Below are 19,390 nucleotides of genomic sequence, written 5' to 3'. Positions count from 1 at the left end.
GTGCAGTCAGGCCGCCCGGCGAAGCAGGAACCGGCCGAAGGTACTCGCGCCCCCGTAGGCATCCCCTTATTTGGGGCGGAGGAAATATCAATCCTCGGGAACTTCTTAAGCACCAGGTCGGAGAGCTACCTACTTCGCTTTGCCGAAAAGCTCCTCGAAGCCGGTTTGGCAGATGTAGAGCATTTCTTTCGGGTCGATCTTGCGGTCTTCAGGAATCTCCACCGCATCACGGATGGTGTCGTTCACGTCCGAGAACAGCGCTTTGGCGCCTGCATGAATGGACTTGCGTTGTGGTTCGTCCAAGGTTGCTTCGAGACGCTTCCAAGTCGGGACGAGGTCGCTTTCGATCACCGTATTGAAGAGGTACATTGCATCGTAGATGTACAAGACGTCCTGCGCCCGTTTCTTCGAGACTCGGTCATCACGGATGAGGAGCTTCTGGACCATGAAGCTCACCGGATTCGGAACGCGCAGGTTTGCTACAGCCTCACTAACCCCCGATTCCTCCGCAGGGATTGTTACGAGCCACGGTTCATGCAACAGCACGTCGAGATGGCGCAGTTTTTGTGCGACGACACCGGCGTTGAGTTCAGTTGCATCAACCTCAAACTCCTTCGTTCGTTTGTTACGCCGCTTGCCGCTGCCGGTCAGCGGCGTGAGAAATTCCGCGTAGAATCCGTTGGCCTGCTCCCCCAACGTATAGCGCATTGCCGGCGGTCGGAAACCACCTGCGAAATTGGGCTCTTCTTTAAACCCAGCGCCCTCGAGCGCTTTCTTGATATCACCCTCGAGGGCTTCCTCTCTGCCATACGCTACATCAGCGTCCTGGGTGAAGATCGCACCGTACTCGGGATTGATGGCGCGAGGCTCGTATCGGTATAGCCGGTAGGCCCACCCCCCAACAAAGACGATCTTCGAGCGCCAGGGCTCAAGTGTCATGGCGAGTTTGCTGAATTCGATGAGGTCGCTCACGCGCTTTCTCCGATGACGTCTGCAAGAATCCCATGTTCCAATTCAGCGGCCTGCTCAGCGCCGCGTGCAGGGTGAGCCGAAACGTCGAGCCAAGTCTGGAAGATATCAGTAACCCGGATGCCGTCACGGAGTACACTGCCGCGCTGCAGCGATTGTGGAAAATTAGGTTGTTGAAGGATCAAATCAGGGGATTCGCCTTCCCGGGCACGGCGCATCTGGTGCCATTGTTCTGCCACAGTCAAGTTCGGAACCCAGACTGTCGGTGGTATGCCGCGAACATGGCCGACACCAAGGGCGCTCGCCGCGGCGAACATTCCAAGAATGCCGTGCTCCTTCTTTAAGAGCTTGACGATCTGATCGCTAGCCGGAGCTGGTGATAGGAATTTCATGGTTACCGCGAGCGACGGAGTCTGGTACGCCGCTTTCCATCTCTCCGCCAGTTTACGTCGCCGCACAAGCGTTAGAAATGGCCTGGACTCGATGAGACCTTCTTCTTTCAAGGCGTTCACCAGCCGTGTGGCTGTCATCTTGGAGACGCCTGCGGCATTCGCAAGGTCGGTCGCCGTGCGATAGCGAGTCGCATCTACACCGATCATTCCCTCGCGTTTAATGTCGACCGCCAGCAGGAGCTTGAGCATCCACTGGCTGAGATCCGAAAGCACCAATCGCGGTGGTGCGCTGTGGCTGGCCCAGTGGGAAGCCAACTGGGTGTTGCGCTGTTTGGATCGATGTAGGCCCGGGAAGTCAACGTACTCGGTCCCATCTCTCGACAGCAGGGCGAATGGCTCGCCGTCACCGTACTGCTGGTGAAAACTCACAAGACGGTCGACAAGTGTTGGCGCTGTACTGTTCACCCAGATCAGCACAGCGGGACGCACTCGTTGTTCCTTCGCGTGCAAGCGGGCCTCCAGTAGCCCCTGTGCAAACGCAGCAGTGAGCCGGTCTGCGCGTCCCTCATTGAACAACTTGAGCACCGCACAATAGGTGTGACCGCGATCACTCGTCAGGAAGACGTCCTCCGGATTCTCCGGCGATTTAGGCTCCACCAGTCGCCAACCGGCACCCTCAAACAGGTCACGAAAGGCATCCCAAGCGCGAAGCTCAGCGGGGATGTGCGATAGAGGATTCATGTCGTAGTCACTTGGCCGTGAGGAATAACTTGTCCGTGTTACATCTCACGGCCATGTTACTACGGTGCCGAATTTCCTTCAACCAGCGCCCTTTGCATAGCGCGGAGTTGCTGCGCAGGGGCCGGAGGCTCACGCACGCGGGTGGGCGGGCGGGCGGCGCCAGAGTACTGGCAACTGGCAGCTCAGGAGATCCCGGTTAGCCTGACCGGCGGCGCTGGCGTTTGCGCGTCAGCGCGGTCCCAGCCTTGAGGTCGGAGCGGCGTACTACTGGCCATCTGTGGTACCGGCTTGGGCGGCGAGCCGGTTGGCGCTGGCGTCGCCTCGGTTCGAGCTGCCTGGTGAGCCAGCATGTGGACTCTGGCGTCTTGCGCTCTCCGGGCGGTGCCGGTGCCGGCAGTTGGTTGCGCCGCAGGCCGCGGTCGACCGGCGGGGATGTGCGGACGCTAGCCGGCTCGCGAATGAACGGTTCGCACCGGCGTGACGGCAACTGGTGGGCCTGTCCGTGGGTGGTGTTGTAGTACGTGTTGAGTCGACGTTGGGCGCGTGCCTGGCCCGCGCCGGCATGCTGGCAACTGACGGCTCGGTAAAACCCGGCAGCGCGGCCGCCGCCGGTGACCTGGACCTGCCAGGGAATTCTGAGCAGCGCGAGCGGGGAGGATGCCAGGACACGCTGCCACAATGGCCGCAGCCAGAAGCGGCCATAGATTGCCCAGTTTGGAATCGCTCGCTTACGGCCGTATGCAAGCGTTCCGATATGCTCTTGGCTTCGAATGGCAACGAACAGTCTAGACCACTTCATGCTGACATTTTTCAAGAAGCGACAGCCGGCTCAACATCCACGCCTGTTTCAGCTTTCCATCCATGTCAAACGCGGTGACAACCGGGAAATGCCCTCGGAGTTAATTGGCGCCTACGTACCAGTCTTTGCCTCAGGCACCAGCCACGAGGTCGCCGCCCAACATGCGGTAACTGTACTTGTCGACCGTGGCTTCGAAGTCGTCGAAATCTGCGACGGAAAGATCCATGAACTCGACCCACACCAATGGGATGCTTTTGTCGATCAAGCCTGGCCGGAGTTCGCCTCGCAATTCCCTAGCCAGAGCAAAGTTTGTCGAGAACTCGCTGAGGGATTTCTATTCGTTGGTCCATTTGCTGGTTACACCACCAGCATGCCGTCCGACCGCTAAGGGTCGGTTGCTCCTCGGCGGCGTCCTAGCTAGCGCTGGCGGAAGTAGGGGGCCGACAGCGGTCCGCCGGTGACCTGCCTACCAGGACCGGGGCCGGCCAGTAGGGGTCACTGGGGGTTCCGATCTGTTTTGTATACATACTCGATGCAGGCGCGCTACCATGCACCTTCGCAGAGGGCACTTAATAAAACGTCGAGAATACGAATGTTTGGGCAGTCTAAAGGGCAAAAGACGCCGGCGACGACGAGCACCGGCAAGGAAGATTCGGAGCGAGCCTCAGCAGCAGGCTGCCTGGACCTTAACCTGCTAGTCCCCATCCTAAAGGTGATGGAACCGGCCGATCCCTCTGATGATGTCTTGGTCCTCGCTCGCGACGATTCGCCTGTCACGAGGCCGTTTGCGGCGGACTTGATCGTCATGTACGCAATCGACTTGCCAACTCACTTCCGTTTCGTTACCTATCGAGAACTCACGGACGCCTCGATTTCAGAGGAAGAGTTGTATGCAGTTGCCCTTCGCAATTTGCCTATGCGACTACCCGAGATTGAGTTTCATGGCGAGGCGCCTCGCTACATGGTCACCGCAGGTGGGAATTTTGAGGCGACGTTGTTGCTCTTGGAATCATTATGGGAGCAGATCGAGGAACAGATGCCCGGAGAAATTCTCGCTGTGGTTCCCGCGCGCGATTTGCTGTTCGTGTCGGCTTCTGGATGGGATGGCGCGCTGCCATTCATGCAGGAGATGGCTAGCAGAGATCTTCCTGAGAAACGGTACGCGCTGTCGAGATGCGTGCTCGCCCGTCGTGACGGAGAGTGGGTTCCTCACGCTCTTGCGGATTAGTTTGCCGGCTGCCGAATACAGCAGACTTCCGTCGCAGGCCACCAGGAATCATTCAGGTGTGCTCGTTGCCACAGGCCAGACACAGAATCAAAGGGGCAATTGAACAGGCTATGACTGTACAAACCAAGTCTGAAGCAATCAATCGTGCCATCCAACTTGCTGCAGCCCAGGGCAACCAGGTGAAGGAAATCAGTGATGGCTGGTCGGGAGCCGAGCAGGTTGTCTACATGGCCGGACGGCTCACGGAGACATTGCGCGCCGAGATTGAAGCCGGGATCCCGGAACTACGGTACTGGAAGTCCAAGCGAACACCTCAAAATCCAGCGGATGAGGGTTTTATCTCCACCGCACCCATCGTCGGCCTGTCGTTTCCGGCTTAGGGCCGCGGGGCTGCATCCGGCCATGAACCGTCATTAAAAGATAAGATCTGAGCGGCCGATATAGGTTGCACGCGTTCAGTCGGCCTCTAGACTCTCGGTGACAGGTTTGCCTGAGAGAGCTGACGTTAGGGAAGCCTGACGAGTACCCTTGCTTCCCTTCGGCGGCTTCAGGCGCGTTGGGATTAGCCAGATCAACTAAGAGTAAACATGACGCGCGTTCGTCGCCTTGAAATTCGCAATTTCCGCTCGATACAGACGCTTGATTGGACACCGTCCAACGGCGTGAACTGCCTTATTGGCCCGGGTGACAGCGGCAAGTCGACCATCCTCGATGCCCTCGACCTGTGCCTTGGAGCGCGGAGGAGCGCGCCTTTCGGCGACACGGACTTCTTCGGCCTGGACGTCACCGGGACAATCGTGATTGCGGTCACGCTCGGCGCACTACCCGACGCGCTGAAGAACATTGACACATACGGAGAGTTCCTTCGCGGATTTGACCTCGGCGCTGGGCTACTTGAAGACGAGCCGCGTGCAGGTTTGGAAACGGTTCTGACGCTGAAGCTCGAGGTCACGGGCGACCTCGAGCCGAGTTGGACACTCTATTCCGACCGAGCCGCTCACCAGCAACTGGAACGGTCTCTGGTCTGGAAGGACCGCAGCCTCCTAGCACCAGCCCGAATCGGCACCTACGCAAACACGAACCTTTCTTGGGCTAGGGGCTCGGTGTTGAACCGGCTCACGGAAGAGCGCGCGAACCTTGGCTCGGAACTCGCCGGCGCGGCACGCGCCGCCCGGGCCACCTTCGGCGCGCAGGCCGGCCCTCAACTCGCCCAGACCCTGCAAGTGGTAACCCAGACAGCTACCGGCCTGGGCGTAGCCGTCGGTGCGAGCGCTCAGGCGCTACTTGATGCTCACTCAGTGTCGATCGGCGACGGTGCTATCGCGCTCCATAGCGAGACCGGCATTCCTCTGCGGTCGCTGGGAACGGGTTCGGGGCGGCTGCTTGTCGCGGGGTTGCAAAGGGCCGCCGCCGCCGCCGCCACCGTCGCCCTGGTAGACGAGGTCGAGTACGGACTTGAGCCGCACCGGCTCATGCGACTGCTCGACTCACTCGGGGCGAAGGACGCGAGCCAGCCACTGCAGGTCTTTATGACAACCCATTCACCGGTGACGCTCAGGGAACTCGCTGGCAACCAGCTTTTCGTCGTGCGCCAGCGTTCGGGCATCCACACGGCCATATGTGCCGGTACAGACGACGGCATCCAGGGCACATTGCGCAAGGCGGCCGAGGCCTTCCTGTCCAAGTCCGTCATCGTCTGCGAAGGCGCCAGCGAGGTCGGATTCGCTCGCGGGATGGACCAGTGGTGGGTCCACTGTGGCGCGACGTCATTCCTGGCCCACGGAGGCTCATACGTGGACGCAGGCGGGGGAAGCCCCGATCAATGCTTCACACGGGGAGAGGCGTTCCTCAACTTGGGCTATCGCGTCCTCGTCTTCGTCGACGCGGACAAGCCTATTTCAACCGTCGGACTAGTTGAGAGATTCGTTGCCGCTGGCGGCCAGTACCTCACGTGGCGGCCCGGCTTGGCACTCGAGGACGAGTTATTCCGCCATTCAAGCGATGACGCGGTGCACGCACTGCTGAATAAGGCAGACGAGATGGTCGGCCGCGAGCTCATGGCCGAGCACATCAAGTCGAAGTCAAACGGACAAGTCACCTTGGATGCCATAGAGGCCGAACGGCTGAATGGCGGCTACACACCTGCGAGCCGAGAATTGCTCGGACTTGCCGCTCGCAATAACAAGAACGGTTGGTTCAAGTCATTGAGCGGTTTCCAGGAAATCGCCAAGGACATCGTCGGTCCCCACATAGCGAATGCAGAGCCGGGCTTCATCGAAGTTACGAACCAGCTCTGGGGGTGGACGAGTGCCGCCGCCTGAGATTGACATCTTCCAGGCGCGCCTAGGCTCAGTTACCGCCCCAGCCGGATGCGGCAAGACCCAGCTCATCGCGGATGCATTGAGTCTGCACGCCGACAACAAGCCAGTCCTGGTGCTGACGCACACCAATGCTGGAGTCACCGCTCTACGCGCCAGGCTCCAGCGTGGCGGCGTCCCAAGCTCAGCCTACAGGGTGTCGACCATCGACGGCTTCGCGATGCGGCTATCGGCCAAGTTTCCGCTCCGAGCGGGCCTCGACGCGCGCGTTCTCGAACTGGCCAACCCGAATGCCGACTACCCTGCTATCCGAGGTGCCGTGCAAGGGCTCCTGCAGGCCGGTCACATCAGTGACCCCATAACCTCGACATATTCGCGCTTGCTGGTCGACGAGTATCAGGACTGCAATGCCGCGCAGCACGCCATCGTCTGTTCCATCGCGCAGACACTGCCCACTTGTGTCCTTGGCGACCCGATGCAAGCGATATTCGGCTTCCGCGAGCCACTGGTCCACTGGGAGCGCGAGGCTCAGACCATGTTCCCGCCCATCGGCGCACTGCAGACCCCCTGGCGATGGCGACTCGCAGGCATGGACGCGCTGGGTGCCTGGCTACTTCAAGCCCGCGCATCATTGCAGGCTGGTCAATCTGTGGACCTGCGTGGGGCACCGGAGGGAGTCCAGTGGGTTCAACTAACCCAAGGCGCGGAATTGCAGCAACGACTGGTGGCCGCCCGGACGGAAGCGCCAACCCGAGACGGCCGCGTTCTGGTCATTGGCGACTCCATCAATGTCAATGGTCGGCATCAACTCACCATGCAGACGCCGGGTGCCACCTCCGTCGAGGCGGTCGACCTGAAAGACCTGGTGAACTTCGCCCGCCAGTTCGATTTGACGAACCCCAACGCGTTGCGAAAAATTGTCGAGTTCGCGACTTCACTGATGACCGGGGTGGGTGCCGCAAACTTCCTCACGCGAGTCGAAACGATACGAGGCGGCCGAGCACGCATCCCTGCGACGCCTGCAGAGGCCGCAGCAGTGGCGTTCATGGCGGCTCCCAGCCACACGACTTCAATTGATCTGCTTCAGTCCCTCGCGGACCAACGCAATGCGCGTGTCTACCGACCCGAGGTGCTGCACTGCTGTATCTCAGCGCTGAGGGCGGCCGGGGGCGAAGTCGGGTTCGTTGGCGCGGTGATTCAGACCCGCGAGCGAAACCGCCAACTGGCTCGGCCGCTGGGCCGGCGAGCCGTTGGAAGCACGCTTCTTCTGAAAGGGCTGGAGGCTGACGTCGTGGTCATACTTGAGCCCGAGCGCATGACTGCACAACACCTCTACGTGGCTCTGACGCGAGGCGCAAGACGAGTCGTAGTTTGCTCGTCGACGCCGTTGCTAACGCCTGCCCCGGGCCGTTAGCGAACGCTCATTCAACAGTCACATTCAACAATCGAACTCACCCTCTCAATGGCGGCTGTCGGACCCTCGACGGCCGCTCCTCGCTCCAAATCGGACGTGCGCTATCGGACATCGAGCTTCTGCTCCCGCTACCAACTGACATTGGCGATCGAGACTCGAGCGGCTGCAGTGGGTTGCGTCAGCAGTCCTTCAATCAACCCGGCAAAGCCGCCCGCGGCAATGGCAATATGGGAACGCGGCTCGCCAAACATCCAGCCTCATTGTGAGCTAGGGCGTGGCCGCTGGCGGGTTCGGGCGTTGAGTCCCCGGTGTGCATGCGTCGGCGGTTGATCGCCCCGCTGGCCCTAGTCGGCCGGAGCAGGCGGCGCGGTAGATGCTAGCCAATTCGGGCGCGTTTAGGATTCGCAGACGTGCTGGAAACTGGCGGCACTGTAGACGCTGGTCAGCCAGAGCGGCCCCGCGGGCGGCTGCGCACGTCAGCGCGGTTCCAGCCTCGCGGTCGGCTCGGCGTGCTGCCCGCAACTGGTACGTTCGCGACCGGCTTTCAGTGGAGTTGCATGGCGCAAATGCGCTCATGCCTCGTACGACCGATACGGGTCACGAGAATCCGACCGATCGGATGCCTTCCCCTCAAGTTGGCTTACCGAACAGGCGCTGAAGTTCATCATGCAGCGATGCAAGCTCGGGGTTGTCGTGCGCTATGGCATTAACCAAACGGGGAAGAAAGGCCTCTTCGCTGCCACACACGAGGCCAGCGAGCCAGTACCGGGCATCTTCGTAAAAATCTAGCCAACGAGCTAGTTCCATAACTGGATCATACGTGGGTCCTTTTGCATAGAAGTCCCACTCCCACTCGTCGCCGGAGAAGCTATCGAGCACTTTCCCCGGCGCCCATGTTTCAACGAAGGCGGAGGCATCTGCTATCCAGTCAGGCATGGACAGCAAGTCAACTGCTTCTCCGTTACGAAACACTGTCAACGGAATATTCGATGGGAACACGATCCGATTGAAGAGGGATTTTGAAAGCACCCCCGGGGTATCCACAAAAACTCCACGCTGTATTTCAATGCGTTTAAAGAGCGGCGGGGCCAGCAGAATACGCAGTCCCTGGTCGAGAAGCCGGTTTATGTTTTGAAAGTACACCACGCCTTGAGTCATCGATCCCTCTTGGCATGCGAAGAACACGGCAACCTCGGGATCCGGGGTGAAGTCGAGCAAACTGGTCTTGAAGCCGTAGTGCTGAGCAACTGACACATAGCTCGATGGGGGGAGCCGTAGCCCGGCCATGCCATGGCCGACAGTGGCGGTCAACCGTGAAAATGCGTCAGTGAGGTGAGAGGCGGCCGCCCGCTCATTCGGAGATACCCTAGCGATTGATGTCTCAATATCCCATGATTCGTCACGCATACCTCTAAACAGCAAGGGTCCGGCTAATCCACCAAAACCCGGTTCAGTCCCTGGACTATGGCAACATTGGGTCTGGAGTCCCTTCAGGAAAATGAACGCCGCCTCCGCAGACTCCACTGCGATTGTCATTTGGCCAGCGGCGCTAGTGATCACGGGCGCTGAAGGACGGAGGGTAGCGAAGGTACTCTTTAGTTGAGAAAGGGCTGGCAATTCTGAGTCGTAAAAAAACTCAAATGGGCCCAGTCTCCTCCCCAACGCGCTTTTACGACGGCGAAGCTCTGATAATGTCTCGATTCCACTCATTCGCATCTCCCGGCCGCGCGTTTTTGGCGCTGCGCTTTTCGTCCTCTTGATACCGAAAAGAGGCCAACGTCGGTCTTGAAGTCTACTTATATTTGGAAGTAGAAGCTTTCTGTTGTGTGTGGAACCCCACGTTGACTACGACGCGAGACGAAATGACCCCTTTAGGATTGCTCCATCGTTCGCTTTGGGTCGTCAACTGCCCCCGCGCCCGGCGTTCGTCCCCGTCTCGAGGTCGCGCGCAGACCCAGTGTGTGGCAGCCTGCCACGCGCGCGGGGCAGGGCCTGCTCCAGCGTGCAGGTATTCGGCGGCATCGAAGATTCCTGCCAGTCTGGCCGGCGCTGCCGGCGCCAGCGCGCGTTAGCGTACTCCTCGCATCGAGTTTGACTAGGCGGCATGCTGCTGGCGGTTGGTAGTGTGGGCCCTGGGCGGCCAGCCGACCGGTGCCGGCGTCGGCTCGGCTCGGGCTGCATGGTGAGCCGGCATGTCGGTGCCGGCGCTGGCGTCTTGCGTTCTTCGGGTGGTATTGGTGCCGGCAGTCGGTCGCGCCGCTGGCCCCCGCCGGCCGGTGGGCCTGTCCGTGCGTGGCGCTACAGCGAGTGCGGCGGCTTGGTCGGGAGCGTGCCTGGCCCGCGCGGGCATGCCGGCAACTGACGGCTCGGTAAAACCCGGCAGCCCGGCCGCCGCCGGGGGCCTGGACCTGCCAGGGAATTCTGAGCAGCGTGAGCGGGGAGGGTACCAGGACACGCTGCCACAATGGCCGCCACCGGCTACAGCCGGACTTCCGGACCTAACCTCTATATGGCTGGTTCAGGCTGTACTCGGCCGCTTGCAGCCTGAGAGTCGAAAGTCCACCATCGCAGAGGGCAGCCATTCGCGGTCATCTATGTCTCCTGACGTCTTGCCGTTGGACACCGGACGCTCCAGTGTGGCGGCGCAGTCGGCGGCAAGCTAGCGACACCTATTGGTCGACGCGGCCGGCGTATCACGCTGCATAGCGGCCGACCGCTTTTGGCATGGCCCGCAACTTGATAAACACCAGCCGGCATGCTGGTCAACGTGGCCAGCGCCCGCGCTCAAGCGGTTTTATCCTCGCCGGGGCCGTTGAACCCACCGGCCTTGCGCGGGACATCCCAGAAGGTGTGATTCATGTTGTGCTCGATCTCCCTAATTTGTGCCACGGCATCTTGAGCATCCTCTTTGCTGATCTTGCCGGCCTTGGTCAAGTCCCGAATTTTGGCAAGCAATTCGGTCCGTTCCTCAAAGCGCCTGCGATTCAGCTTCAGCCCGTCAATGAACATCTTGGCGGTCGCACGGAGGATCTCCGGGTACTTCTGGCAGAACTCGACTGCGGGGCGCAGAGAGTCGGTCACGTCCACCCAATTCGGGTGATGGTCTGCAAGTCGGTCGAAGTGCGCCGGCGCGATGATTCGATCGTCAGGGATGCCCGTTCCGGCGACGCCGATGTCCCGATACACCTTCCTGGCCAACTCCGAGCAGTATGCGAACTTCTTGGCCGATTTCTTGGATGGGAGGATCTTGTAAGGTTGCGCCAGGTAGAACGAACACGCGCGCATGATGTGATCGGTGTTCTCCGGCCCAACCGACGTATGTCGGATCACGCGCCACCCGGGCTCAACATCGGCAAGGACGTCAGGAATGACTCGATTCGATGCGCCGACCTTCGGGATCGCGTCGATGCAGATAAAGTCAGCATGCACGATTGCGACGTGGCTAGACCTCGCGTCCTTATAAAGGGCCTTCTGAGCCTGCGCGAGGGCTAGGTTCCCTGTCATCAAAATGAGGTCGCCAGTCTGGAACCACCCATCGAGCGCATTAAGCCCACGCGAAAACTCGTTCTCTTGCCCGCGCATCATGGCCAGGTGCAGGGCAGTCTGATGAGCCGGAATGCCGCTCATCCGCGCCATGGTCTGCAGCATAGCATCGGGCATGTTTTGCAGTTCTTCGGCGAACTTGGCAGCCTTCTCTTCAGTAGAAATTTTCCGGAACAAGTCAGCTGCGGCCAAATTGCGAGCCGCGTCTCGAATCGTATATTGTTGGGCCATCGGCCTTGTCTCCTTGGTTGAGCCAGCGGCGCACCAAACCGCAGCGGTGGGCTTCGCTTGCATAGCCCCACGATGTGGGGCGGATCAACCGCAGATCAACCCCGCCGCGTATACCTTCCGTGAGCTGCTAGCTGGGAGTGTTTGCTGTCGGTCGCCGATGCATCGATGTTGTTCGCGCCTCGATGAGGGAAATGAGCGGTACACCATGAAGTAGGATGGCTGGTATCGACTGACCGCAACCGGTTGCGCAGAGGCCAATCCGAGTGACGGTGCGTGTGACAGCAATGGGTCGATAGTGTTGAAAAACTCGATACCCATGGCGCGCGCACCGTAATCGCCAGAAGTCGACCTCTCAGATCGGCTTGTATTCCACGATCGACCGACGGTTGAGGGGTAAGGTACCTCCGGAGACGAGCAGAGAACGGCTGCCAGCGAGTTTTTCAACACTATCGGCCGTCAGCGGCCCTTCGTGCCCGGAGCTCGTCCCCGTCTCGAGGTCGCATGCCGACCCAGTGTGTGGCAGCCTGCCATGCGCGCGGGGCAGCGTCGGCTCCAGCGTGCAGGTAGTCGGCGGCGTCGAAGATTCCTGCCAGCGTGGCCAGCCCCGCCTACGCCAGCGCGCGACAGCGTACTCCCTGCATCGAGGTTGGCCCGGCAGCATGCTGTTGGCAGCTGGTGATGTTGGCCCTGGGCGGTCAGCCGGCCGGTGTCGGCGTCGCCTCGGCTCCTGCCTCATTGTGAGCCCGCATGCGGTCGCTGGCTGGTTCGCGCGGGGCTCTCCCGGGTTGCGTATGCCGCCAACTGGTGGGCCTGCCCGCGCGTGAGCACCGCGTCAGCCTTGCGTGGTGTTGCAGTGCCGGCGATCGCCAAGTCGGGCGCGTGTCGGGTCCGCATCGGCCCGCCGGCGTCGGGCGCTCATAGTTGAGGAAGACTTTCGTCACTGTATCGCCCTCGCATCAATCGTCGAGCACGTCGAAGTCGTCTGCAGCATCTGCGAAGGGATCCGGCAGAAGTCGGCGGGAGACGAAGACGCCTACGAGCCTCGCGTCCGGGAAATGCTCGCGCAGGTGCCGTGTGACGGCGGCGTAGTGCGCGCCAGTGGTGAGCATGTCATCGAAGATGAGGATCACGTCCGGTTGTGCGTCCACTTTTCCAGCCACCGCATCGAAGGTGAGGTCCTCGTAAAGCCGGTCCGGATCTCGTTTCTCCTCGCTCTTGTGGCTAGCAGCGTAGGCGCCGCTGAAGGAAAGGCAATCGCGGATGTCCAACTCGGCGCCAAGGCGGCGCGACAACTCCTCCAAGACCAGCAGCATCCTCGGGTCGTAGTCCGCGTCCGTTTTCGCCTTGGACGATGGGATCGGGATCAGCGCGACAGAATACTTCTCCAGCAGTTCTTTCCACTTCCAATGGACGGCGAAGGCCTGTGCGACCTGCTTGATCGCTTCCTGCTTGTAGCGCCAATCCGGTTTGCCGCGTCGGCTCATCCCCTTCTTCAGGTTGCTGATGAGCTGGTTCGTCGGCGAGAAATCCCATAATTTGCCGCTGGTGTGCTTATGTGGGGTGTACTCGCCCCAGAAATAACATTTGTCCTCAGCAGGGAGGTGCTCGTGGTCCGGCCGCTCAAGCTCTCCGACCAAGGTTAGGCGCCTGGGCATCGGCATGGCTACGCCATGACTCGGAGAATATCGTCGAGTTCACGGACGCGGATCGCACCGAGCTTTTCATACTTCGCTGGCCACGTAATGGCCTGGTTGTGGAAGTTGCTCTCCAAGATGAACAACTTCCGCCCTTGCTTCAGGGCGGCCTGCGCCTGAATCAAAGTACCGGACGTCTCGCTGGCTTCGATGATGACCGTCGCCTCGCTGAGCGCGGACATGGTCTTATTGCGCTCAGGGAAGAACAGTCGGTTCCACTTCGGCGTCTGTGCACTGTATCGCAGCACCGGCACTTGGCTGATGAGCAAGTACTCGGATGCGATACGGTGCTGGAGACACTCGTTCTCCTTCGGGTAAACCTCGGAGATTGGCGTGCCGATGACAGCGATCGTGCGCCCGCCACATTCGATGGCGGTCTCGTGCGCGATAGTATCGACGCCCTGCGCAAGCCCCGACACGATGGTGAAATCGTGTTCGACGAGACCACGCACGAGTTTCCGCGTGCGACGTGCGCCCTCATCACTGACCTTGCGGGTCCCTACTACCGCGATGCGGCGCGGCGCTTCTGCGAGCTCCCACGAGCCAAGGAAATACAGAAGTTCGACTGGCTCGATGGCTTCGCGAAGACGGGAGGGATAGTCGTGCGCACCGTTGATCCGTACCCCGAAGCGCTTGATGCCGCGGCTGGCCAGATGTTCCACCACCTGATTCGCGGTACGCTCGGCGACCTCGACCTCCACCAAGTCGGACGGCAGGCTGCCCGGGTGTTCCCCGAACAGATCTGCCAGGCGTTTCATGGTGGAACTGGGCTGCTGCCACAAATACTCGTACGCCCCGATCTCGATCCGCGTGTCAATTGGCTTTTCCGACAGAAAGTCGGCTACGGTGCTCATGGCGCTCTCAATTTTGTGCCTCTGATAGCCCAAATATACCGTACCTTACCGGTTCGCCCTCCTGTCGCCTTGGGCATCGGGCATCGGGCACTGGGCGACCAAGACCGTTGACATCCACCTCCCCCTCTCGCTGATGCTCGCCGGCCGAGGCCGGAAAGGGGGGGGGAGAGTTCCTACTGCGCCACGTGATGCTCTACGTAGTCGTTTGTCTGGTTTGGTCTATGAGCGACGACAATGACATTCGGCACCCCAGCATTCGGCGCAAGCTGTGGAGCAGTGCGCTATGGTCGCCGTCCACTTTGCTGGAAGCTGTGGCGTTGCTCCCATTGAGATCGTCCGCTAGTACATGGAACACAGCCGACGCCACATTAACGGCCGTAACGGACGCCTTCGGCGTCTGCGCTATCCTTCCTCGCCCTGAAGGACGAGGCCTGCCGCGCCAAGGGTCATCACGCTCGCGACCGTACGCGAACCCCGTGATGCCGGATCCTATCTCGAATCGGCCGCCTGCTGTCAGGCCATTTCATTGGCAGCTTCACCAGCCAGCGCGACTTCCGTCTCGTCGGTCACCATGCTTTCCGCTATCGTAGCGTCGGCTTCGGAAACCATATCGCCCAGACCGATGACGACCGTGATATTTGGTGTCCAGTTCTTGCGGTCGGTGCTGACCTCGGCAAACGTGGTCACCGTTGCGGTGTAGCCCTGCGATCTGAGGTCGTCGGCTAGCCGATGCGCTCGCGGTTCCAGCGCCACCTTCGGATTGTCTTCGCTGATTTCGAGTACCAGTCTGGTCTCGAATTCTTCCTTGCCCCTCTGGATTGCCGTTTGCATTGCCTTGAGTTGCTTATTCGCGAGCGCGACGAGCTTGCTGTATCGGGATTCTTCCTGGCTGGCGCGCAGTGCCTTGGCGGCGTTGATGATTTCGGTGCGGTCCACGAACATGATTACCTTTCGAGGTGAAGGGAGAGGAAGCACGGGCACCGCACGGGCTTGACTTCAGGAGTCAACTTTTCCGGGATGCGGCTAGTACTGTATAAATATACAGTACCAACCTACTAACCGGCAAGGAGTAAGCGAAAGTGCCTGGTAGCAGAAGATCTGGTGAATCGCGCTACCGTTGGCCATACGGAATCGCGCCGAGGGATCGGTACTCAAGCGTGACCAGTGGCCGAATGATTCGACTGCGGCGCGAACCGTTGGAGAACATGGTGGACCATGCTTTTTGCCAGTTCCTCCTCGCCGAAGAAGACCGTTCCGATTCCCTCCTTGCGCAACATCAGTGACTCGTCTTCATTGTGCGTGCGCATCACGATCTCGATTCCCGGGTTAAGGGTGCGCGCCGTGTCGGCCATCTGGCGGACATTGAGCGAATCGGGCATTGCCACCACGAGCATGGCCGCGTCGGCAATGTGGGCCTGAATCAATACCGAAGGATCCGCAGCATTGCCCCACACTGCCACCATGCCCTTCTTGCGTAAGTCCTCAACCAGTTCCCGGTTCTGTTCCGCCACTACATAGGGGATGCCGCGGGCGTCTAGTGAACTAGCGATCCGCTTGCCCACCCGACCGTAGCCCACCAGCACGACTTGGCCCTCCAGATACTTGCGCTCTGTGGTCGTAGGCAGTTCGGCGTAGGGGTCGCCTCGTTGCTCCAGACGGCGAGCCAGTTTCGAGCGTCGGAGTACCCATCGGCGCAGCGGCTCGATGGCTGCGAAAAGCATAGGATTCAGGGCAATAGAAATGAGCGCGCCGGCCAGCACCAGGCTCATGCCTTCGGCGGGCAGCAGGCCAAGGGAACGTCCCAGGCCGGCCAGGATGAACGAGAATTCGCCGATTTGCGCTAGGCTGGCAGAGACAGTCAGCGCGGTGTTGAGCGGGTAGCGGAAGGCCAGGACGAGGGCCAATGCCGCAATGGATTTACCGAGGATAATGATGGCCACCACGCCGAACACGTGCACCGGCTTTTCCATCAGGATAGCTGGTTCGAACAGCATGCCCACCGACACAAAAAAGAGAACGGAAAAGGCATCGCGTAGTGGTAGGGATTCTTGAGCGGCTCGATGGCTGAACTCAGATTCCCGCATGACCATTCCGGCGAAGAATGCTCCCAGAGCAAAGGAGACGCTGAAGAGCTCGGCTGCACCGTAGGCAATGCCAATGGCGCCAGTGATTATCGATAGGGTGAACAACTCGCGTGAGCCCGTACTCGAGATTTGCCACAAGAGCCAGGGCAGCACGCGGCGGCCAACGATGAGCATCAGCGCAATGAAGGCGGACACCTGCAACAACGTCTGCCCAATGGTCGTCCACAAGGGTCTCGATTCGGCTGGCGGTACCGCCACGGTGCCGCCCAGGAAGTTGGTCAGCGGCGGCAGCAAGACCAACACCAGCACGGTGGCCAAGTCTTCGACCACCAGCCATCCGACCGCGATGCGGCCGTTCATGCTCTCGAGTGCGCCACGTGTTTCTAGGGCCTTGAGTAGCACCACGGTACTGGCGCATGATAGAGCCAGGCCGAAAATCAAACTGCTGCCCCAACCCCACCCCCACCACCACGCGACCAGCAGGCCCAGCACCGTAGCCAATGCCATCTGCAGCAGGGCACCTGGTACAGCGATGCGTTTAACTGCCAAGAGGTCATTGACGGAGAAGTGCAGGCCGACACCGAACATCAGCAGCATGACACCTATCTCGGAGAGCTGGGAGGCCAGACGCACATCGGCCACGAAACCGGGCGTGCTGGGGCCGATGATGATTCCGGCGACCAGATAGCCGACCAGCGCCGGTACCTTGACTCGCTCGGCAAGGAAACCAAGCATCAAGGCGATGCTGAAGCCAGCGGCGAGCGTGGTGATCAGGGGTATGCTGTCTTCCATTCAGGGGCCGCGAAAGTTGAGTGAACGGGGTCCTCGCGGCCGCTGCAGCGGCAGCCGTGGCTTGTACCGCGAATATCACGAACTCGACCACGCAGCACAAGGATATCGCATAGGCTGCTGACGCCACGGCTGCGATGTCATTTTCATTCCGAATGGGGTATGCGCAGCGCGGCGTCACTGCCTGAGCAGTGGCGAGTAGCTCTATAACAGCCCACATGGAGCCGCGATCGCACGGCACGCACATCAGCACTGGGAGCGCTTTGCGGCCGATAATGCGGCCGCGTGTGGACGGCCGGCATCGGCATTTGTGGGCTTGGCCGGCCTGGTGCCCTCTGGGTGCGACGTCCGAGCCGTCAAAGCGGCGTAGCCGTGTGACTTTGACCCCTGGGCGCGGCAAGCTTCGTCCTTCAGGCCGAGGAAAGACAGCGCGGACGCCGACGGCGTCCATCACGGCTGTTAGCGTCGCCCCGAGCGACATCGCGATCGCGCTGAGCCGGTTTCTGGGCGTGCCGGTGGAATCCGTTCCTGCCGATCGCGCGCAGGCCCATTTTGATTGGCTGGGCGCGATCTTCGGTGCCGATGCGCGGCTTCTAGTGCGCGCACGCGTTCGCTACTGGGCTGGGAGCCGACGGGCGCGGCGCCGTTAGAAGACATTGCCGCAGGCCAGTATCCCGGACGTTGAACGAAAGGAAGGGTTACCGACTAGCCTCTACCCGCTGCTCGCCGAGCAGGGCCAGCTTGCGCGAGCCGGCGAAGATGTCGCTCGGCTTGAGCCCATAGACCTGCCGGATCGAATGGCTGAAGTGGGTGGAATCCGGGTAGCCGGTATCCAGCGCCACGTGCGCCAGGTTGGAATCCTGTGTGACGTAATGCAGCAGGCTGCGCGCGCGCTTCCAGGTGCGGAAGCTGCGGAACGGCGCGCCCACCTCTTCCTTGAACAGATGCAGGAAGCGCGAGAACGACAGATGCGCCGACGCCGCGCAGGACTGCGCCGTGGCCGTGTCCGACGGCGCGCCGCGGATGCGCTCCACCACTGCCCCGATGCGGGGGTCCAGCGCGCGCCGCGCCAGCGCCTGCCCGAAGAAGATCTGGTCGAAGCTGCCGGCCTGCAGGTCGAGCGCCTTGCCGTGCCGGCTGAGCCAGGCGTGGGCCTGGCGCACGTGCCGGGCGAAGGCGGCGTCCTCCACCGGCCCGGCCTGCCCGCGGATCACGGCGGGCAGCCGCGCCGGGTCGATGCTCTCGGCCTCCAGCCCGATGTCGCAGATCATGCGGTCGTCGCACGCGACCGAATGCGGCATGTAGGCCGGCACCACGGCGAGTTCGGTGGCGTCCCAGCGCGTACCGTCCAGGCTGATGCGGATCGGCGCCCGCAGCGCCACGTAGATCAGCAGCCCGCCCATGGTCCGCACCGACGGCGAACCGAGCAGGCCCGCATAGAACAGCCGGTCCGGCGTGATCCACATCACCCGGCCGCCGCCGTCCGCGGCGCGGGGCGCCGGGGTCGTGGCTGGCGGGCACGCAAAGCCGCTTGCCTGCATCTGCATGTCCTTTGTCTCCTGCCGGCGCCATCCGCGCGCCCGTGAGCGCATCGTTAGTCCGGCTTGTATGGGGCAGTAGTCTGCCTCTCTCATCGGGAGGATATCTGGTAGCTACCTGATAGCTATCAGGCGACTTCGGGGAAATCACACCGCCGGAATCATCGTAATGTGACTGTTGGAGCTGGCGCAACTCGAATTTCTGGAATGCTCTCCCCGCCTTGAACACTGCGGTTTGCCGCGCCATGCCAGACCAGCGCGTGAGCGATCTGCCAGCGTCGTGTGTCGCAACAGTGTTGCCGACGGCTGCGTCGGGGGGGGGGGGGACTACGCCGGCGGACCCGAAACTGGTGGATCTGATGGTCCTATATTCCCCAGAGTCGCCCGCCAACGGCAGTCATCGGCTACCTGGACATTGAAATGCAAAATGATGCGATATAGAATCAGAAATGATGCTATATCAGATCATGATGCCAAGCTATAGGAAGCCTTTCGGTCAGTTTGTCAAGAGGGCGCATAAGCCACTCCCCAAGTGGCCATTGAGGACGAAGTAGAGGTCGTTTGTAGCAACCCGGATATCGGGGAGCCAAAGGTAGGAGACCTGGCCGGAATCTGGGTCCACAAGTTTAGGTTCCGGAGCCAAGAATACTTAGTCGCCTATCGGCCGCCAACGCCAGAGCAACGAGCCGAAGGAGTCGATGTCGAGTTGTTGATGATTGATTTTTACCAAGTGGGCTCGCACGAGAATTTCTACGCGCAGCTCAAGCTGTACTCGAAGGCAGAGAGGAAATGATGA

The 19,390-nt window shown here is 60.9% G+C and carries 15 protein-coding genes; 6 read left to right on the top strand and 9 right to left on the bottom strand.

The window, feature by feature from the left end:
- Positions 1-129: 129 nt before the first annotated feature.
- Both AC3WXD_RS24850 and AC3WXD_RS24845 read right to left on the bottom strand, forming a co-directional pair.
- On the bottom strand, positions 130-972 hold the full coding sequence (locus AC3WXD_RS24850) for a GSU2403 family nucleotidyltransferase fold protein (protein WP_059414535.1): 843 nt from the start codon (positions 970-972) through the stop codon (positions 130-132).
- Positions 969-2,102 carry a helix-turn-helix domain-containing protein gene (locus AC3WXD_RS24845; protein WP_082080027.1) on the bottom strand — a complete coding sequence of 378 codons (1,134 nt, stop codon included), beginning with the start codon at positions 2,100-2,102 and terminating at the stop codon, positions 969-971. Before AC3WXD_RS24845 ends, AC3WXD_RS24850 begins: the two co-directional genes overlap by 4 nt.
- A 797-nt stretch (positions 2,103-2,899) precedes the next feature.
- On the opposite strand from AC3WXD_RS24845, the gene AC3WXD_RS24840 reads away from it, so the two are divergent.
- The 5 genes from AC3WXD_RS24840 (at position 2,900) to AC3WXD_RS24820 (ending at position 7,861) form a co-directional block, all read left to right on the top strand.
- Positions 2,900-3,289, top strand: a complete 390-nt coding sequence (locus AC3WXD_RS24840) for a hypothetical protein (RefSeq protein ID WP_156174005.1) — start codon at positions 2,900-2,902, stop codon at positions 3,287-3,289.
- A 204-nt stretch (positions 3,290-3,493) separates the two neighbouring features.
- The gene (locus tag AC3WXD_RS24835) at positions 3,494-4,129 is read left to right on the top strand and encodes a DUF1444 family protein (protein ID WP_059414531.1); all 636 of its coding nucleotides are present in this window, start codon (positions 3,494-3,496) and stop codon (positions 4,127-4,129) included.
- Positions 4,130-4,239: 110 nt separating this feature from the next.
- The gene (locus AC3WXD_RS24830; protein WP_156174004.1) at positions 4,240-4,509 is read left to right on the top strand and encodes a hypothetical protein; all 270 of its coding nucleotides are present in this window, start codon (positions 4,240-4,242) and stop codon (positions 4,507-4,509) included.
- A gap of 207 nt (positions 4,510-4,716) precedes the next feature.
- The gene (locus AC3WXD_RS24825; RefSeq protein WP_059414529.1) at positions 4,717-6,450 is read left to right on the top strand and encodes an ATP-dependent nuclease; all 1,734 of its coding nucleotides are present in this window, start codon (positions 4,717-4,719) and stop codon (positions 6,448-6,450) included.
- The gene (locus AC3WXD_RS24820; RefSeq protein ID WP_059414527.1) at positions 6,386-7,861 is read left to right on the top strand and encodes a UvrD-helicase domain-containing protein; all 1,476 of its coding nucleotides are present in this window, start codon (positions 6,386-6,388) and stop codon (positions 7,859-7,861) included. Before AC3WXD_RS24825 ends, AC3WXD_RS24820 begins: the two co-directional genes overlap by 65 nt.
- Positions 7,862-8,491: 630 nt before the next feature.
- Here AC3WXD_RS24820 and AC3WXD_RS24815 read toward each other — a convergent pair.
- The 7 genes from AC3WXD_RS24815 to AC3WXD_RS24785 all read right to left on the bottom strand — a co-directional run bounded on the left by AC3WXD_RS24815 (position 8,492) and on the right by AC3WXD_RS24785 (position 18,603).
- A complete protein-coding gene (locus AC3WXD_RS24815; protein WP_197090439.1) occupies positions 8,492-9,571 on the bottom strand; it encodes an FRG domain-containing protein in 1,080 nt (359 codons plus the stop codon).
- A gap of 1,074 nt (positions 9,572-10,645) precedes the next feature.
- Positions 10,646-11,635: a hypothetical protein gene (locus AC3WXD_RS24810; RefSeq protein WP_059414525.1), complete on the bottom strand. Its 990-nt coding sequence runs from the start codon at positions 11,633-11,635 to the stop codon at positions 10,646-10,648.
- A gap of 956 nt (positions 11,636-12,591) precedes the next feature.
- Positions 12,592-13,272, bottom strand: a complete 681-nt coding sequence (locus AC3WXD_RS24805) for a hypothetical protein (protein ID WP_156174003.1) — start codon at positions 13,270-13,272, stop codon at positions 12,592-12,594.
- Between the two features lie 26 nt (positions 13,273-13,298).
- Complete coding sequence (locus tag AC3WXD_RS24800; protein ID WP_059414522.1) at positions 13,299-14,183, bottom strand: DNA-processing protein DprA; 885 nt, start codon at positions 14,181-14,183, stop codon at positions 13,299-13,301.
- Positions 14,184-14,696: 513 nt separating this feature from the next.
- On the bottom strand, positions 14,697-15,125 hold the full coding sequence (locus AC3WXD_RS24795) for a hypothetical protein (protein WP_059414520.1): 429 nt from the start codon (positions 15,123-15,125) through the stop codon (positions 14,697-14,699).
- 209 nt (positions 15,126-15,334) lie between these two features.
- Complete coding sequence (locus AC3WXD_RS24790) at positions 15,335-17,059, bottom strand: cation:proton antiporter domain-containing protein (protein ID WP_059414518.1); 1,725 nt, start codon at positions 17,057-17,059, stop codon at positions 15,335-15,337.
- 695 nt (positions 17,060-17,754) lie between these two features.
- Positions 17,755-18,603, bottom strand: coding sequence for an AraC family transcriptional regulator (locus AC3WXD_RS24785; RefSeq protein ID WP_370552870.1), 849 nt, complete (start codon positions 18,601-18,603; stop codon positions 17,755-17,757).
- 523 nt (positions 18,604-19,126) lie between these two features.
- Here AC3WXD_RS24785 and AC3WXD_RS24780 point away from each other — a divergent pair.
- The gene (locus AC3WXD_RS24780; RefSeq protein WP_082080016.1) at positions 19,127-19,387 is read left to right on the top strand and encodes a type II toxin-antitoxin system RelE/ParE family toxin; all 261 of its coding nucleotides are present in this window, start codon (positions 19,127-19,129) and stop codon (positions 19,385-19,387) included.
- Positions 19,388-19,390: the final 3 nt, after the last annotated feature.

The organism is Cupriavidus sp. FW216-B1, from assembly GCF_058789195.1.
Note: the sequence above shows the minus strand (reverse complement) of the source record. Positions and strands in the feature narration are given on the sequence as shown.

Coding starts and splice junctions, on each gene's coding strand:
- AC3WXD_RS24820 (WP_059414527.1), top strand. CDS start 6,386: ATGCAGAGCCGGGCTTCATCGAAGTTACGAACCAGCTCTGGGGGTGGA.
- AC3WXD_RS24785 (WP_370552870.1), bottom strand. CDS start 18,603: ATGCAGATGCAGGCAAGCGGCTTTGCGTGCCCGCCAGCCACGACCCCG.
- AC3WXD_RS24845 (WP_082080027.1), bottom strand. CDS start 2,102: ATGAATCCTCTATCGCACATCCCCGCTGAGCTTCGCGCTTGGGATGCC.
- AC3WXD_RS24840 (WP_156174005.1), top strand. CDS start 2,900: ATGCTGACATTTTTCAAGAAGCGACAGCCGGCTCAACATCCACGCCTG.
- AC3WXD_RS24835 (WP_059414531.1), top strand. CDS start 3,494: ATGTTTGGGCAGTCTAAAGGGCAAAAGACGCCGGCGACGACGAGCACC.
- AC3WXD_RS24795 (WP_059414520.1), bottom strand. CDS start 15,125: ATGTTCGTGGACCGCACCGAAATCATCAACGCCGCCAAGGCACTGCGC.
- AC3WXD_RS24825 (WP_059414529.1), top strand. CDS start 4,717: ATGACGCGCGTTCGTCGCCTTGAAATTCGCAATTTCCGCTCGATACAG.
- AC3WXD_RS24800 (WP_059414522.1), bottom strand. CDS start 14,183: ATGAGCACCGTAGCCGACTTTCTGTCGGAAAAGCCAATTGACACGCGG.
- AC3WXD_RS24790 (WP_059414518.1), bottom strand. CDS start 17,059: ATGGAAGACAGCATACCCCTGATCACCACGCTCGCCGCTGGCTTCAGC.
- AC3WXD_RS24815 (WP_197090439.1), bottom strand. CDS start 9,571: ATGAGTGGAATCGAGACATTATCAGAGCTTCGCCGTCGTAAAAGCGCG.
- AC3WXD_RS24810 (WP_059414525.1), bottom strand. CDS start 11,635: ATGGCCCAACAATATACGATTCGAGACGCGGCTCGCAATTTGGCCGCA.
- AC3WXD_RS24830 (WP_156174004.1), top strand. CDS start 4,240: ATGACTGTACAAACCAAGTCTGAAGCAATCAATCGTGCCATCCAACTT.